At 69.1% G+C, this 16,082-nt stretch carries 12 protein-coding genes; 4 read left to right on the top strand and 8 right to left on the bottom strand.

Annotated elements, in window-relative coordinates; all coding sequences use genetic code 11:
• From AC5592_RS09000 to AC5592_RS08985, 4 genes are all read right to left on the bottom strand, one after another.
• Positions 1–333, bottom strand: coding sequence for an acyl-CoA carboxylase subunit epsilon (locus tag AC5592_RS09000; protein ID WP_036498417.1), 333 nt, complete (start codon positions 331–333; stop codon positions 1–3).
• Positions 334–537: 204 nt separating this feature from the next.
• Positions 538–2,178 carry an acyl-CoA carboxylase subunit beta gene (locus AC5592_RS08995; RefSeq protein ID WP_036498416.1) on the bottom strand — a complete coding sequence of 547 codons (1,641 nt, stop codon included), beginning with the start codon at positions 2,176–2,178 and terminating at the stop codon, positions 538–540.
• 145 nt (positions 2,179–2,323) lie between these two features.
• Positions 2,324–3,688, bottom strand: a complete 1,365-nt coding sequence (lat, locus tag AC5592_RS08990; RefSeq protein WP_063063972.1) for an L-lysine 6-transaminase — start codon at positions 3,686–3,688, stop codon at positions 2,324–2,326.
• Between the two features lie 64 nt (positions 3,689–3,752).
• Positions 3,753–4,205 carry an Lrp/AsnC family transcriptional regulator gene (locus tag AC5592_RS08985; RefSeq protein WP_036498415.1) on the bottom strand — a complete coding sequence of 151 codons (453 nt, stop codon included), beginning with the start codon at positions 4,203–4,205 and terminating at the stop codon, positions 3,753–3,755.
• Between the two features lie 97 nt (positions 4,206–4,302).
• Here AC5592_RS08985 and amaB point away from each other — a divergent pair, with 97 nt between their 5' ends.
• A complete protein-coding gene (gene amaB, locus AC5592_RS08980; RefSeq protein ID WP_036498414.1) occupies positions 4,303–5,832 on the top strand; it encodes an L-piperidine-6-carboxylate dehydrogenase in 1,530 nt (509 codons plus the stop codon).
• A 4-nt stretch (positions 5,833–5,836) separates the two neighbouring features.
• On the opposite strand, the gene AC5592_RS08975 is transcribed toward amaB, so the two are convergent.
• The 3 genes from AC5592_RS08975 to AC5592_RS08965 form a co-directional block, all read right to left on the bottom strand.
• Positions 5,837–6,688: an SDR family NAD(P)-dependent oxidoreductase gene (locus AC5592_RS08975; RefSeq protein WP_063063923.1), complete on the bottom strand. Its 852-nt coding sequence runs from the start codon at positions 6,686–6,688 to the stop codon at positions 5,837–5,839.
• A complete protein-coding gene (locus AC5592_RS08970; protein ID WP_063063922.1) occupies positions 6,685–7,632 on the bottom strand; it encodes a patatin-like phospholipase family protein in 948 nt (315 codons plus the stop codon). Before AC5592_RS08970 ends, AC5592_RS08975 begins: the two co-directional genes overlap by 4 nt.
• 81 nt (positions 7,633–7,713) lie before the next feature.
• Positions 7,714–8,178, bottom strand: a complete 465-nt coding sequence (locus AC5592_RS08965) for a VOC family protein (RefSeq protein ID WP_084506489.1) — start codon at positions 8,176–8,178, stop codon at positions 7,714–7,716.
• Between the two features lie 168 nt (positions 8,179–8,346).
• Between AC5592_RS08965 and AC5592_RS08960 the strand changes: the two genes are divergently transcribed.
• The 3 genes from AC5592_RS08960 (at position 8,347) to AC5592_RS08950 (ending at position 14,270) form a co-directional block, all read left to right on the top strand.
• The gene (locus AC5592_RS08960) at positions 8,347–13,128 is read left to right on the top strand and encodes an ATP-dependent helicase (RefSeq protein WP_063063921.1); all 4,782 of its coding nucleotides are present in this window, start codon (positions 8,347–8,349) and stop codon (positions 13,126–13,128) included.
• 41 nt (positions 13,129–13,169) lie between these two features.
• Positions 13,170–13,976: a DNA-formamidopyrimidine glycosylase family protein gene (locus tag AC5592_RS08955; protein WP_036498411.1), complete on the top strand. Its 807-nt coding sequence runs from the start codon at positions 13,170–13,172 to the stop codon at positions 13,974–13,976.
• Positions 13,977–14,096: 120 nt separating this feature from the next.
• Complete coding sequence (locus AC5592_RS08950; RefSeq protein ID WP_157121695.1) at positions 14,097–14,270, top strand: hypothetical protein; 174 nt, start codon at positions 14,097–14,099, stop codon at positions 14,268–14,270.
• A 17-nt stretch (positions 14,271–14,287) separates the two neighbouring features.
• Here AC5592_RS08950 and glpD read toward each other — a convergent pair whose 3' ends face one another.
• The gene (gene glpD, locus AC5592_RS08945; protein ID WP_036498410.1) at positions 14,288–16,036 is read right to left on the bottom strand and encodes a glycerol-3-phosphate dehydrogenase; all 1,749 of its coding nucleotides are present in this window, start codon (positions 16,034–16,036) and stop codon (positions 14,288–14,290) included.
• Positions 16,037–16,082: the final 46 nt, after the last annotated feature.

Here is a 16,082-nt window from a genome sequence, read left to right as displayed (position 1 = left end):
TCAGCCGCGGAGGTGCGACAGGTAGGGGAAGGCGTACGGGGAGAACGGCGAGGTACCGCGGTGCATCATGGTGGGCCGGCCCCAGTTGTCCACCGGGCCCTGGTCCTGCGGCGCGCCGGCATTCGCGCTCGCGGCGGCGAACACGGTGACCAGTGCGGCGAGGTCCTCGTCGGTGGGCGAACCCTTCAGGACGCGGATGACCGGTCCGTGACCGGCCTCGACCTCGACGGCAGCGGTGACGGATGCGAGCCTCGTGTCGTCGTCACCGAATTCGTCGACCGCCAAATCCACTTCGGCAGCGCGCAATATCTCTTCGTCAGCCACAGCCGTCACAGCGCCAACTCCTCCTGTTCTGTGCCGACCCGAGGGGCCGGCGTTCACGGTGCGGGACGAGCCCACGCCGCGAAGGGTATTCGTGCGGCCCTCATCGAATGAGGGCCTCTTCCTACCATCTTCGCCCGGATGCGGCGATCGTGCGCGGTGCGAACGCATCACTCATCCGGAAAGTGTGCCTCCGCTACCGCACATATCGTCGGATCAGAGCGGAATGTTGCCGTGCTTCTTCGGCGGAAGAGTAACCATCTTCCGTTCGAGCAAGCGCAGCGCGGCGACGATCTGGCCGCGGGTGTGCGAGGGCGGGATCACCGCGTCGACGTAGCCGCGCTCGGCCGCCACGTACGGGTTGACCAACGTGTCCTCGTACTCGTTCTGCAGCTCGAGGCGCAGTGCGTCGACATCGGCGCCCTCCGCGGCCGCTTGCTGCAGCTTCTTGCGGTAGACGAAGCCGACCGCGCCCGAGGCGCCCATGACGGCGATCTGGGCGGTGGGCCACGCCAGGTTCACATCGGCGCCCATGTGCTTGGAACCCATCACGTCGTACGCGCCGCCGTAGGCCTTGCGAGTGATGACCGTGATTTTGCCCACAGTGGCCTCACCGTAGGCGTAGAGCAGCTTCGCACCGCGGCGGATGATGCCGTTGTACTCCTGGCCGGTGCCCGGCAGGAAGCCCGGAACGTCGACCAGCGTGATGATCGGAATGTTGAACGCGTCGCAGGTGCGCACGAACCGCGCGGCCTTCTCCGAGGCGTCGATGTCGAGGCAGCCGGCGAACTGGGTGGGCTGGTTGGCCACGAAACCCACACTGCGGCCGTCGATGCGGGCGAAGCCGACGATGACGTTCATCGCGCGCTCGGCCTGCACCTCGAAGAACTCGTCGTCGTCGACCAGGCGCCGGATGACCTCGTGCATGTCGTACGGCTGGTTCGGCGAATCCGGGATCAGGGTGTCGAGCTCGATGTCCTCCTCGGTCAGCGAATCCTCGATCGCGCCGGCGATCGGGTCGGTGGCCGGGAAGCGCGGAGCCTCGGCGCGGTTGTTGCTGGGCAGGTAGCTCAGCAGGTCCTTGACCCAGTCCAGGGCGTCCTGCTCGCCGGAGGCGACGTAGTGCGCGGTACCGGACTTCACCATGTGGGTGTGGGCGCCGCCCAGCTCCTCCATGGTGACCTCTTCACCGGTGACGGTCTTGATGACGTCCGGGCCGGTGATGAACATCTGGCTGGACTGGTCGACCATCACGACGAAGTCGGTCAGCGCCGGGGAGTACACGTGCCCACCGGCCGCGGCGCCCATGATCAGCGAGATCTGCGGGATCACGCCGGAGGCCTGAATGTTGCGGTGGAAGATCTCGCCGTAGAGGCCGAGCGAGACCACGCCCTCCTGGATGCGAGCGCCGGCGCCGTCGTTGATGCCGATCAGCGGGCGGCCGGTCTTGAGCGCGAGGTCCATGACCTTGACGATCTTCTCGCCGTAGACCTCACCGAGGCTGCCACCGAACACCGTCGAGTCCTGGCTGAAGATGCAGACGTCGCGGCCGTCGATGGTGCCGTAGCCGGTGACCACGCCGTCGCCGAGCGGACGGTTGTTCTCCAGGCCGAAGTTGACGCTGCGATGCCGGGCCAGCGCGTCCATCTCCACGAACGAACCCTCGTCCAGCAGGGCCAGGATGCGCTCGCGCGCGGTCAGCTTGCCCTTGGCGTGGACCTTCTCGACCGCGCCCTCACCCATCGGGTGCTGGGCCTCTTCCAGCCGATTGCGCAGATCAGCCAGCTTCCCTGCGGTGGTGTGGATATCGGGGGCGCCCGCCGAACCCGGCGAAGGCTGACTCTGGACACTCGTCATGCCCCGGAGTGTAACCAGTGGCGCAGTCCGGCGGAATTCCAGTGGGGGCTACCGACCAGTACCCTTATTGACTACCTGCCAGCAGAAAACCGCTGGTGAAGTGCCACAACGACGGTCCGGACACGCTCCCGCGAGCCGGGAATCGTCACCGATCGGCCATGCCCGTGAGGACGCGATCCAGGGCATCCACCGCCCGCTCGAGCTCGTCGGCGGTGACCGTCAGCGGCGGACGGAACCGGATGCCGCGCTCGCCGGTTCCGAGGAACAGTACCCGTTCGCGCTGCCGCAGATCGGCGAGGACGGCGTCGCGCAGTTCGGCGGACTCCAGCGTCACCGCGCACATCAGGCCGCGACCACGCGGATCGGTCAGCCGCTCGTGCCGGTCGGCGAGCGCGCACAGCCGGTCGAGCAAGAGGGCGCCCAGTTCCTTCGCGCGGGCGGCCAGGTCTTCGGCCTCGACCACCTCGAGGATGCGCCGCGCCCGCACCATGTCGGCGAGGTTGCCGCCCCAGGTGGAATTGATCCGTGAACTCACCGCGAACACGTTGTCGGGTACCTCGTCGACGCGTCCGCCGGCCATGATTCCGCAGACCTGCGTCTTCTTACCGAACGCGACCACATCGGGTCGCAGGCCGAACTGCTGATAGGCCCAGGTCGAGCCGGTCATCGCCACGCCGGTCTGCACCTCGTCGACGAGGAACAGCGCGTCGTGCTCGTGGCAGAGCTCCTGCATGCGCCGGAGAAATTCCGGTCGCATATGCCGGTCGCCGCCCTCGCCCTGGATCGGCTCGGCGATGAAACACGCTATGTCGTGCGGATTTTCGGCGAACGCCGCCCGGGCCTGCGCCAGCGCACGCTGCTCGGCGGCCTCGATGTCGACACCGGGACACAGGTAGGGGGTCTCGATGCGCGGCCAGTCGAAGGCGGGGAATCGTTCGGTCTTGATCGGGTCGGTATTGGTCAGCGACAGGGTGTAGCCGGAGCGGCCGTGGAACGCACCGGTCAGATGCAGCACCTTCGTGCCGAGGTCGGCCGGGCGGCCGTGCATAGCGTTGTGGCGGCTCTTCCAGTCGAAGGCGACCTTGAGCGCGTTCTCGACCGCCATCGCGCCGCCGTCGATGAAGAACAGGTGCGGCAGTGCCGGATCGCCGAGGACGCGCGCGAAGGTGTCGACGAAGCGCGCCATCGTGACCGTATAGACATCGGAGTTACTGGGCTTGTTCAGTGCGGCCGTGGTGAGTTCGGCGCGAAAGCGGGCATTCGCCGCCAGCGCCGGATGGTTCATCCCCAGCGCCGAAGACGCGAAGAAGCCGAACATATCCAGATAGACGGTGCCGTCGCGGGCGTCGATCAGGTTGCGTCCCCGCGATCTGCGCAGGTCCAGCACCAGATCGAAACCGTCGGCGAGCATATGGGCGGACAGGATGTCGTGTACGCGCGAGGCGGTGACCGACGCCGGGTTCGTGACCTCCGCGTCGGCCGTTCCGGGGCGCTCCAGTTCGAGGGTCACACCCACAGGATACGAAAATATTTACGGTTTCACTACGAACAATCGGATAAATTACGATCAGGTCTCACCTGTCATAGAATGTCTGCAGAATGATGGTGCTTCGGGTGCGGACATTGGCGGTGGCGCGGATCTCCTGCAGCAACTGTTCGAGATGCCGGGGTGAGGCCACCCGGACGAGCAGCATGTAGCTCTCCTCCCCCGCCACCGAATGGCATTCCTCGATGCCGGGGATGTGCTGCAGCAGGGCCGGAGCATCGTCGGGCTGTGACGGATCGAGAGGAGTGATCGCGACGTATGCCGACAGCAGTTGTCCCAGCGCCTCCGGATCGACCTTCGCGGAATATCCGCGGATCACGCCGCGCGCCTCGAGCCGGCGCACCCGCGACTGCACCGCGGATACCGACAGACTGGCCTTCTCCGCGAGATTGGACAGCGTGGCCCGGCCGTCGGCCATCAATTCGCGGATCAGGAGCCGATCGATATCGTCGAGAACAGGTTTCGCAGGTGCATCCGCCATCAGCGAAGGCTAACCCAGCGGGCGGTGGCCGGGGCCGGAAACGATCTCCCACCGGTGCGAAGTCACCCACGAACCGATGTCGGAAACGGAGCCGCACATGACATCCGCACCCGTTCTGCCCACCACCGACGAACTCCGCGACCGAGCCGCGCGCTTGCTGCTCGAACTCGGTGTCGACCCGGTCGACTCGGGCGACCTGCCCGCCCGCACACCGATCACCGGCGGTGAGCTGATGCGCGTCCCGGCCACCTCCGCGTTCGAGGTGACCAGCGCGATCGACAAGGCGCACAGCGCTTTTCACACCTGGCGTACCGTCCCCGCGCCGCAACGCGCCGCCGTGGTGCGGCGCCTGGGACGACTACTGACCGACAATCTGGACGCGCTGGCCGAACTCGTCACGCTGGAGGCGGGCAAGATCGGCGCCGAGGCCCGCGGTGAGGTCCAGGAGATGATCGACGTCTGCGAATTCGCCGTCGGTCTGTCCCGCCAGCTCTACGGTCGCACCATGGCCTCCGAGCGACCCGGGCATCGGCTCATGGAGACGTGGCATCCGCTCGGTGTGGTCGGGGTGATCTCGGCATTCAACTTCCCGGTCGCGGTCTGGTCGTGGAATACCGCGATCGCGCTGGTCTGCGGCGACACCGTGGTGTGGAAGCCCTCGCAGACGACGCCGTTGACCGCGCTGGCCTGCGATGCGCTGCTGCGGCGCGCGGCCCTCGACGTCGGTGCCGACCCGCAGATCCATCAGCTGATCCAGGGGGGCGCCGAGGTCGGCACCCAGCTCGTCGACGACGAGCGGGTGGCCCTGGTCAGCGCCACCGGATCGGTGCGGATGGGGCAGGCGGTGGCACCCCGGGTGGCGGCCCGCTTCGGCCGGTGCCTGCTCGAGCTGGGCGGTAACAACGCCGCGATCGTCACCCCGTCCGCGGATCTCGACCTCACCACGCGGGCAGTGGTTTTCGCCGCGGCGGGAACGGCCGGACAGCGGTGCACGACATTGCGCCGGGTCATCGCCCACACGGACGTGGTCGGACCACTGCTGGATCGGATGAGCACGGCGTATCGCCAACTGCCCGTGGGCAATCCGTTCGACGACGCGGTATTGGTCGGACCGCTGATCGACGGCCGCGCCCACACCGCGATGCGGGCGGCGATCGACCGTGCGCTCGCCGACGGCGGTGAATTGATCTGCGGCGGTGAGCGGGTCGAGGTCGGTGGCGGCGACTCCTACTATGTGCGCCCGGCCATCATCCGGATGCCCGCCCAGACCGCGATCGTGCGCGAGGAGACCTTCGCGCCCATTCTCTACGTGCTCACCTATGACGATCTCGACTCCGCGATCGCCCTGCACAACGGTGTGCCGCAAGGGCTGTCATCGGCCATCTTCACCGGTGACCAGCGCGAGGCGGAACGGTTCCTCGCCGCCGACGGCTCCGATTGCGGCATCGCCAATGTGAACATCGGCACCTCGGGTGCGGAGATCGGCGGTGCGTTCGGCGGTGAGAAGCAGACCGGCGGCGGGCGCGAATCGGGTTCCGACTCCTGGAAGGCGTATATGCGCCGCGCCACCAATACGGTCAACTACTCCACCGAATTACCACTGGCACAAGGCATTCGGTTCGGCTGAACGCCTAGCGCTCCGGTTCGCGGCCCATCTCGCGTACCTGCTCCTCGTAGACGGCCCGCACCGCCGCATCACCCGGATGCAGCGCCCGGTCGCCGTCGAAGAGGCCGCGCACCCTGCGCACGACCGATTCGGGCGCGGCCGCCAGCGCGATGTCGACGGGGTCGAGGTACTGCGGTACCGCCACCTCGGCTCGGCGGGTGCGGCAGGTCTTGACGATCGCGCCGGCGACGTCGACCGGGTCGACCGTCGGCAGCCCGCGGCCCAGGGTCAGCCCCGAGGACAGCCGGGTGCGCACCGCGGCGGGCAGCACACAACTCACGCTGACCCCGGATTCGGCGAATTCCAGCCGGGTCGCGGCCGACAGCCCGACGGCGGCGAATTTGCTCGCGTTGTACACCGCCAGACCGGGCAGCGGAATCTTGCCGGCCAGCGAGGCGACGTTGACGATATGACCGCGGCCGTGACCGATCATCGCCGGCGCGACGGCCCGCATGCCGTGGATGAGTCCCCAGACGTTCACATCGATCGTGGTGTGCCCCACCGCATCCGGTTCGCTGAGGAACGGGCCCGCGGGCATCACTCCGGCGTTGTTCACCAGGATGTCGATCCGGCCCAGATCGGCGACGACCTCGTCCCACCGCTCCCGGTCGCGCACGTCGAGTTCGACGGCGCGGGCACCGAGGCCGGCCGCCGCGTCGGCGGCGGCCGCGACGTCCACATCGGCGAGGACGACCTCGGATCCCTTGTGCGCGAACATTTCCGCGGTGGCCCGGCCGATACCGCGTCCGGCGCCGGTGACCAGGACGCGGGCCGCGGCGAGGTCGATCCGCGGATAGCCGTTACCGAACAGGTTCATGCGAATTCACTCCGTTCCATGGCGCGGCGGGTGCTGCGCAGACTGTGTTCGAAGGTCTCGCCGCGGCGGCGGCCGTCCATGAAGTTCGGGCCCATGACCGCGAGGTCGGCGGCGGTCACCGCCAGTCGCAGCACGCGGGTTCCGGTCGCGCGCACGGCGGCGATCTCGGAGTCCAGTTGCGCGCTCATCGGCCTGCGGAGTTGACGCTCGAGCCAGTGCCCGGGACCGCCCGCGGGCACCGACCGCGCCGAGGCCATCGGCGTCAGCACCACCAGTTCGTCCAGGTGCAGCGGCAGCAGCAGATCCACCGAAGCGGTGGAGGCGGCACCGCCGTCGACGAACCGCCGGCCCGCGATCGGCACCGGCGGGAACCAGCCCGGAACCGCCCACGAGGCTCGCAGCGCCTGGCCGACCGTGGCGGCCGGCGCCTGCGGTGCGCCGAAGGCGACCCGCTCGCCGGAGTCGTAGTCCATCGCGACCAGCCATGCGGCCGGATGGGCGAACCAGTCCCGATCGTGGTTCAGGTCGGTGGCCAGGCGCTGCAACCAGCTCGCATCGCCGCCGCCGACCGGCAGCAGCCGACTGCTCGCGCTCAGCAGCGCTTGCCGGGAACGATTGCCGTGCAACGCCATTCGCGGTGCACCGAGGCGGGGGCGGGGCAGCGGCGGGAAGCGGCCCGGTTCGTCGGCCATGTGCCGGGCCAGGATCGGATCCGCGACGGTGCCGCGCTGCATCGCCACCAGATCGTCGACGGAGATCCCCGAAGCCAGCATCGTCACCATCTCCGCACCGGCGGAGGTGCCGATCAGCGCGTCGGCCTCGCACGGATCCCACTGCAGCACGTCTCGCACCGCGGCCAGCGCCGCCACGATCCAGGCCGCCCCCACCGTGCCGCCGCATCCGATCGCCAGGCCACGCCGCTGTAACCCGTTACTGTTACGCATAGTCTCAAACACTAGCGGGCGCGCGGTGCGAGGTGCGGCCCGGTTCGGCGGATCGCAACCGTTCGGCAATGAACGCGCCCGCTACCGCCAGGGCATGTACTGCAAACTCCAGGTATTGCCGTCGGGATCCGCGAAATGCGCGTACAGCACACCCCCGCCGACGTCTTCGACCTCACCGACGGCGACGCCGCGCGCGACGAGGTCCGCGCGGGCGGCCTCGATATCGGCCACCACCAGATGCAGTCCACGCAGGGAACCGACCGCGCCGGCGGTGGTGGGGACGCCTTCGGAGAGCAGGATCGAACAGGCCGAACCGGGCGGTGTCAGCTGCGCGATGCGCACACCCGGTGCGGGAGCCACGTCGACATCGAGATGGAATCCGACCCGATCGCGATAGAACTCGATCCCCCGATCGATATCGCGCACCGGGACCGGCACCAATTCCAGCAGCAGCGTGCCGGGCGGGACCGGCGGATCGTCCGGGTCGTTCGTGACCTGCGCGGGGTCGGCCGGAATCTCGGTCACAGTGTCGGGGCGCTCGCTCATGGTCGGTCCCATCGTCGGTATCCACCGCGTTCGCGGCCAGCCTATCGGGACGAGCCGTGGACCGGCGCCGATCCGGCCACCTCGTCCGGCGGAGGCGCGGCCCGGGAAACACCCCCGCACACATCGCCGTCGGGACTCGATGTCGGTGCCCGGGTGCAGACTGAACCCATGCAGCAGTTCTCCCGGCCGACCCAGGAGTGGTTCGACGGTGCGTTCCCCGCGCCCACGACCGCCCAGCTGGGGGCCTGGGAGGCGATCTCCGCCGGAGAACACACCTTGGTGATCGCGCCGACCGGGTCGGGCAAGACGCTCTCGGCCTTCCTGTGGGCGATCGACCGGCTCGCCACCCGCGAACCCACGGACGGTCCGCAGCGCACCGCCGTGCTCTACATCTCCCCGCTCAAGGCACTGGCGGTCGATGTCGAGCGCAATCTGCGCGCACCCCTGGTAGGCATCACCCGCACGGCCGCCCGGCTCGGTATGCCCGCCCCGGAGATCAGCGTCGGCGTGCGTTCCGGCGACACCACCCCGGCCGACCGGCGGACCCTGCAGCGCCGGCCGCCCGACATCCTGATCACGACGCCGGAATCGCTGTACCTGATGCTCACCTCGGCGGCACGCGAGACGTTGTCGCAGGTCGGCACCGTGATCGTGGACGAGGTGCACGCGATCGCCGGTTCCAAGCGCGGGGCACATCTGGCCCTGTCGCTGGCCCGGCTCGACCAGCTCACCGAGCGGGCCGCCCAGCGCATCGGGTTGTCGGCCACCGTCCGGCCGCCGCAGGAGGTGGGGCGCTTCCTGGTCGGCCCGGCGCCGATCACGATCGTCTCGCCGCCGGCGCCGAAGACGTTCGACCTGTCGGTGCGGGTGCCGGTGGCGGATATGACCGAGCCGGGCGAATCCGATCAGCCGGGTTCGATCTGGCCGCATGTGGATGCCGCGATCGTGGATCTGGTGCTGGCGCATCGTTCGTCGATCGTGTTCGCGAATTCGCGGCGGCTGGCCGAACGCCTGACCGCGCGGCTGAACGAGGAATACGCCGAGCGCATCGCCGAACCGGACGAGGCGGAGGAGGTCGCGGGACGCCGCGAGCACGCGCCGCCCGCACAACTCGGGTCACCGACCGAGGTCAATCACGGGGCGGCGCCGTTGCTGGCGCGGGCCCATCACGGTTCGGTGAGCAAGGAACAGCGCGCCATCATCGAGGACGACCTCAAGAGCGGCCGGTTGCGCTGCGTGGTGGCGACCAGCAGCCTCGAACTCGGTATCGATATGGGCGCGGTGGATCTGGTGGTGCAGGTCGAGGCGCCGCCGTCGGTCGCCGGCGGGCTGCAGCGGGTCGGTCGCGCCGGACATCAGGTGGGTGAGATCTCACGCGGGGTGATCTTCCCCAAACACCGCACCGACGTGATCCACTGCGCGGTGGCGTCGATGCGGATGACGGCGGGACAGATCGAGGAGTTGAAGATCCCCGCCCATCCCCTCGACATCCTCGCCCAGCAGACCGTGGCCGCCTGCGCGCTGGAACCGATCGATGTCGACGAATGGTTCGAAACCGTCAGGGGCACAGGCAGTTTCGCCGCCCTGCCGCGCTCGGCGTACGAATCGGTGCTGGACCTGCTGTCGGGCCGCTACCCCTCCGACGAATTCGCCGAACTGCGTCCGCGCCTGGTGTGGGATCGCGATGCGGGCACGCTGACCGGACGTCCCGGCGCGCAGCGCCTCGCGGTCACCTCCGGCGGCGCGATTCCCGACCGCGGACTGTTCCCGGTGTTCATGGTCGGCGAAAAGGCCTCGCGGGTCGGTGAACTCGACGAGGAGATGGTCTACGAATCGCGAGTGGGCGATGTGTTCGCTCTCGGCGCGACCAGCTGGCGCATCGAGGACATCACCCACGACCGGGTTCTCGTCTCCCCCGCCTTCGGTCTGCCCGGCCGGCTGCCCTTCTGGCACGGTGACTCCCTCGGGCGGCCGGCCGAATTGGGAGCGGCCCTGGGTGAATTCGTCCGCACGGCCGGTCAGGCCGTCGAGCGCGCACCGGCCGGGCGGATCGAGGAACTCGTGCGGGATGCGGGCGGTTTCGATTCGGCGTTCGACGGTGCGGCCCCCGACCCCAGCGGAAATGGTGCCACCCGGCGCACGCCCTCCCGCGCCCGCGCGGCAGCCACGGACTCCACGGCCGGCAGGAAGGGCGGTGAACTGGTCGAACTCGAACAGCTCGTCCACGCCGCCGGCCTGGACGATTTCGCGACCGCGAATCTGGTCACGTTGTTGGCCGAACAGCGCCGAGCCACCGGCCATCTGCCGACCGACCGCACCCTGCTGGTCGAACGCTTTCGCGACGAGCTCGGCGATTGGCGGCTGATCCTGCACTCGCCCTTCGGATTACCGGTGCACGCGCCCTGGGCGCTCGCCGTGGGCGCGCGGTTGCGGGAGCGATTCGGGGTCGATGCCGCGCCGACCGCCTCCGACGACGGCATCGTGGTCCGGCTGCCCGATACCACCGACGATCCGCCGGGGGCGGAACTGTTCGTCTTCGAACCGGACGAGATCGACGACGTGGTGACCGAGCAGGTGGGCGGGTCGGCGCTGTTCGCCTCCCGCTTCCGCGAATGCGCGGCGCGGGCACTGCTGTTGCCGCGCCGGGATCCCGGCCGCCGCGCGCCGCTGTGGCAGCAGCGCCAGCGCGCGGCCCAATTGCTCGATGTGGCAAGGAAATTCCCGGATTTCCCGATCCTGCTGGAAACAGTCCGCGAATGTCTGCGCGACGTCTACGATCTGCCCGCCCTGCGCGATCTGCTGACGAATGTGGCGCGGCGCAAACTGCGACTGGTCGAGGTCGAGACGGCCTCCCCCTCGCCGTTCGCCAATGCGTTGCTGTTCGACTACATCGGCCAGTTCATGTACGAGGGCGACAGTCCGCTGGCCGAGCGCCGCGCGGCCGCGCTGTCGCTGGATTCGAGCCTGCTCGCCGAACTGCTGGGCCGGGTGGAACTGCGCGAACTCCTCGACGCCGCGGTCCTCGAACTGACCGAACGCGAACTGCAACGGCTCACTCCCGAACGCCATGCCCGCGACGCGGAAGGGCTCGCCGACCTGTTGCGACTACTCGGCCCACTCACCCCGGCCGAGGCGGCCGAGCGCTGCACCGCGGACCCGGGCCCGTGGTTCGCCGAATTGCTGCGGGCCAGGCGGGTTCTGGAGGTGTCGTTCGCGGGATCGCGGTGGTGGACGGCGATCGAAGACGCCGCCCGGTTGCGTGATGCCCTGGGCGTCCCGCTGCCGATCGGCACGCCGGCGGCCTTCATCGAACCGGTCGCCGATCCGCTGGGTGATCTGGTCGCCCGCTACGCCCGCACCCACGCCCCGTTCACGCTCGACGCCGTCGCCCGGCGCTTCGGGATCGGCCCGGCCGTCGCCGCCACCGCACTGCATCGGCTCGGCGCCGAGAAGCGAGTGGTGGAAGGCGAATTCACGCCAGGTTCGGCCGGTGCGGAATGGTGCGACGCGCAGGTGTTGCGCCGGCTGCGGCGCCGGTCGCTGGCCGCCGCGCGCAAGGAGGTCGAGCCGGTATCCACGGGCGCGTTCGGCCGGTTCCTGCCGGCGTGGCAGCATATCGGCACCTCGACACTGCGCGGCGTGGACGGGGTGGCCGCTGTGGTGGAACAGCTTGCGGGCGTGCCGATTCCGGCTTCGGCGTGGGAGTCGCTCATCCTGCCCTCGCGGGTGCGTGACTACACACCGGCGATGCTCGACGAACTCACCGCCTCCGGTGAGGTGCTGTGGTCCGGTCACGGCGCCATCACCGCCAAGGACGGCTGGATCGCCCTGCATCCGGCGGATCAGGCGCCGGTCACGCTGGGGCCGCCGCAGGAGATCGACTTCACCGACGTGCAGCTGCGGCTGCTGACGGCGTTGGGTGCGGAAATGACCGCGGCGGCCACCGACGCGATTGCGCTCGACGCCGACGGCACGGCCGCTTCCGAATCGGGCGCCTCCGCCGGCAATCAGCTCGTCGTGGTGGCGGGCGGCGCCTACTTCTTCCGGCAGTTGTCCGACGCGACCGGCGTGCTCGACGACGCGGCCGTGGCGGCGGCACTGTGGGAACTGGTATGGGCCGGATATCTGTCCGGCGACACCTTCGCTCCGGTCCGGGCGCGGATTTCCGGCACCACCCGCAGCACCACCGCCCATCGCACCCCGCGGCGCACTCCGCGCGGGCGCATGTACCTGCCGCGACCGGCGATGCCGACCCGGACCGGCCCTCCCGCCGTGGCCGGGCGATGGTCGCTGCTGCCACAGCGCCTGCCGGACAACACGATTCGCGCCCACGCCACCGCGGATCTGCTGCTGGAGCGCTACGGCGTGCTGACCCGCGGTTCGGTGCAGAACGAGGAGATTCCGGGCGGGTTCGCGCTGATATACCGGGTGCTCACCGAATTCGAGGATCGCGGACGGTGCCGGCGGGGCTATTTCGTCGACACCCTCGGCGGCGCGCAGTTCTCCACTACCGACGTGGTGGATCGGCTGCGCTCCTACGATTCCGACCGGGCGGGCGCCGGCACCGGCCGGGTCGGCACGGTCGCACTCGCCGCCTGCGATCCGGCCAATCCGTACGGCGCCGCCCTGCCGTGGCCGAAGAACGCGGGCGAGGGTGCCGGACATCGCCCGGGCCGCAAGGCGGGGGCTCTGGTCGTCCTGGCCGCGGGCGAACTGGCCCTGTACCTGGAACGCGGCGGTAAGACGCTGCTCACCTTCACCGAGGACCCCGAAATCCGGACCGAGGCCGCGGCGGCGCTCGCGGCCCTGGTCCACGACCGCCGGATCGACTCCCTGGTCGTCGAACGCGTCGACGGGGAATCGGTGCACGGCAACACCTTCGCCACCTTCCTCACCGACGCCGGTTTCCACACCACTCCCCGGGGCTTCCGGCTGCGGAGCACAGCATGAGACCGGCCCGCCTCGTCCGCCGGCACCGGTGGTGAACGCCGATGCCGGAAGGAGATACCGTCTATCTCGCGGCGGCGCGGCTGCGAACCGCGCTGGCGGGAAAGACGCTGACGCGCAGTGATTTCCGCGTCCCGCGCTATGCCACGCTCGATCTGCGCGGCAGCCGGGTCGACAGCGTCGGCAGTTACGGCAAACACCTGTTCGTGCGCACCGAGAAGCTCAGCATCCACACCCATCTGAAGATGGAGGGCACCTGGCGGGTCTACCGCCCGGGGCAGCGGTGGACCAAACCCGGATTCACCGCACGACTGATTCTCGCCACTGCCGACACCGAAGCCGTCGGGTTCTCCCTCGGCCTGGTCGAGGTGCTACGCCTCGCCGACGAGCACACCGCCGTCGACCATCTCGGCCCTGATCTGCTGGGCCCGAATTGGGATGCGGCCGAGGCGGTCCGGCGGCTGCGCGCGGATCCGGAGCGGCCGATCGGACTCGCGCTGCTCGATCAGACGACCATGGCGGGAGTCGGCAACATCTTCCGCAGCGAGATCTGTTTCGCCGAGCGGGTCCACCCGGCCATCCCGGTCGCCGCCGTACCCGATCTCCCCGGGCTCGTCGACGCCGCACACCGCATCCTCGGCCGCGCCGCACACCATCCACCCCGGCCCGCGGTGGTCTACGGCCGCCGCGGTCAACCGTGCCCTCGCTGCGGATCGATGATCCTCGTCCGCATGCTCGGCCCGGAAGCCGCTTCCGCCCCGGCCACCGAACGCGGGATCTACTTCTGTCCCCGCTGTCAGCCCGCGCCCGAGACGCCGGACCCGAGAGCCGCTGACCGGACTCGCCGCTGACCGGGCACGAGCCGTGATGTTTGCCGATCGATAGCTATATTTCTTTCGGCCGCTAACACTTCGGAGCGTGAATGCGACATAAGGGCGACACAGATCGTCACCGGTCGGGAAGCAGGGCAGATGACATATGCGAGCACCGCGATGCGGCGTAGCACACGGCTTGTCACCCAGCTGCTGATCACGGCCATCGCCATCGCGGCCACCGTCCTGTTCACCTATGCGCTGCAGCACTCGGTGAGTACGGGCCCCGTCCATTCCGGTCACACCTCGGCGCCCACGTCGACCGCCCCCTAGCCGCACCGCGCGCGGCGCTATGCCTGAGGCAGCGGCACCGGCTCCAGGATCTCCGGGCGAGGTTCCGGTGCGGCGGCGCGCAGAGCGTCGGCCGACACGTCGTCGGGTTGGGTCTGGGACCGGATCTCGGCATCGACCCGGGCGTTGTAGGTACTCACCTCGCGCCGGATCTGCTCCTCGTCCCAGCCCAGCACCGGCGCCACCAGCCGCGCCACCTCGTCGGCGCATTCGGTGCCCCGATGGGAGAACTCGATGGAGATCCGGGTCCGCCGGGCCAGGATGTCGTCCAGATGCAGCGCCCCCTCGGCGACCGCCGCGTAGACGGCCTCCACCCGCAGGTAACCGGGCGCGTCCGTAATCGGCTGCAGCAGTTCGGGTTTGCCCTCGGCCAGATCGAGGACATCGGTGATCAGGGAGCCGTACCGGTTGAGCAGATGTTCGATCCGGTAGGGATGCACACCGTAGGTCTGCGCCAGCTGCGGCGTCTGGTTGAGCAGGGCGAAGTAGCCGTCGGCGCCGAGCAGCGGCACCTTGTCGGTGATCGAGGACGACACCCGCTGCGGGATGTCGTGGACGGCCAGATCCACCGCGTCGTAGGCCATCACCCGGTAGGTGGTGTATTTACCACCCGCGATGGCGACCAGACCCGGAGCGATCTGCGCCACCGCGTGCTCGCGCGACAGCTTGGAGGTCTCGTCGCTCTCCCCGGCCAACAGCGGTCGCAGCCCGGCGTACACACCCTGGATGTCGTCGTGGGTGAGCGGGGTGACCAGTACCTCGTTGATCCGTTCGAGCAGATAGTCGATATCGGCCTTGGTGGCGGCCGGGTGGGCCAGATCCAGATTCCAATCGGTGTCGGTCGTACCGACGATCCAGTGATTGCTCCCCCACGGAATCACGAACAACACCGAGGTCTGGGTGCGCAGAATCAGCGCGGCGTCACTGGCGATCCGATCGCGCGGCACCACGATATGCACGCCTTTGGACGCGCGCACATGGAATCGGCCGCGAACATGCGACAGCGCCTGCAGTTCGTCGGTCCACACGCCCGTCGCGTTGATCACCACATGTCCCCGGACCTCGGTCGTGCGCCCGTCCTCGCTGTCGCGCACCTTCACTCCGACCACCCGGTCGGCCTCCCGAAGGAAATCCACGACCTGGGTCGACGTGCGGATCACCGCACCGTAGTGGGCGGCGGTGCGAGCCACCGTCATCGTGTGGCGGGCGTCGTCGACCACGGTGTCGTAGTAGGTGACACCGCCGATCAGCGCGTCCCGGCGTACACCCGGCGCCAGGCGCAGCGCTCCCGATCGGGTCACATGATGTTGGCCCGGAACCGATTTCGCTCCGCCCATGGTGTCGTAGAGCACCAGGCCCGAGGCGACGTAGGGCCGCTCCCAGCCGCGATGGGTCAGCGGGTAGAGGAACCGCAGCGGTTTCACCAGATGCGGAGCCAAGGTCTTCAGGCTCAGCTCACGCTCCCGCAGCGCCTCGCGGACCAGCCCGAATTCCAGCTGCTCGAGGTAGCGCAGACCGCCGTGGAACATCTTCGACGAACGGCTCGAGGTGCCCGATGCCAGATCGCGCGCCTCTACCAGGGCCACCTCCAGGCCCCGGGTGGCGGCATCGAGGGCGATGCCCGCGCCGACGACCCCGCCACCGATCACGATGACGTCGAAATGCTTGGCGCCCAAGCTTTCCCAGCTGGCCTCCCGCTGCTCGGGCCCCAGTTCGCCGGTGTGCTGACCGTGTGACTTCTCGTTCATCGCTCGACTTCCTCCGCACTGTTCGGTGGGATCGTCCTGCGTTACC

It is taken from the genome of Nocardia violaceofusca NBRC 14427 (assembly GCF_963869435.1).
GTDB classification, from domain to species: Bacteria; Actinomycetota; Actinomycetes; order Mycobacteriales; family Mycobacteriaceae; genus Nocardia; species Nocardia aobensis.
The sequence above is the reverse complement of the archived record's forward strand: the minus strand, read 5'-3'. Positions and strand labels throughout refer to the sequence as shown.

What these genes read in the sequence shown, in the direction of transcription:
- AC5592_RS08995 (WP_036498416.1), bottom strand. Translation starts at nt 2,178, where the DNA reads ATGACGAGTGTCCAGAGTCAGCCTTCGCCGGGTTCGGCGGGCGCCCCC.
- AC5592_RS08985 (WP_036498415.1), bottom strand. Translation starts at nt 4,205, where the DNA reads ATGGCGGATGCACCTGCGAAACCTGTTCTCGACGATATCGATCGGCTC.
- amaB (WP_036498414.1), top strand. Translation starts at nt 4,303, where the DNA reads ATGACATCCGCACCCGTTCTGCCCACCACCGACGAACTCCGCGACCGA.
- AC5592_RS08975 (WP_063063923.1), bottom strand. Translation starts at nt 6,688, where the DNA reads ATGAACCTGTTCGGTAACGGCTATCCGCGGATCGACCTCGCCGCGGCC.
- AC5592_RS08970 (WP_063063922.1), bottom strand. Translation starts at nt 7,632, where the DNA reads ATGCGTAACAGTAACGGGTTACAGCGGCGTGGCCTGGCGATCGGATGC.
- AC5592_RS08965 (WP_084506489.1), bottom strand. Translation starts at nt 8,178, where the DNA reads ATGAGCGAGCGCCCCGACACTGTGACCGAGATTCCGGCCGACCCCGCG.
- AC5592_RS08960 (WP_063063921.1), top strand. Translation starts at nt 8,347, where the DNA reads ATGCAGCAGTTCTCCCGGCCGACCCAGGAGTGGTTCGACGGTGCGTTC.
- AC5592_RS08955 (WP_036498411.1), top strand. Translation starts at nt 13,170, where the DNA reads ATGCCGGAAGGAGATACCGTCTATCTCGCGGCGGCGCGGCTGCGAACC.
- AC5592_RS08950 (WP_157121695.1), top strand. Translation starts at nt 14,097, where the DNA reads ATGACATATGCGAGCACCGCGATGCGGCGTAGCACACGGCTTGTCACC.
- glpD (WP_036498410.1), bottom strand. Translation starts at nt 16,036, where the DNA reads ATGAACGAGAAGTCACACGGTCAGCACACCGGCGAACTGGGGCCCGAG.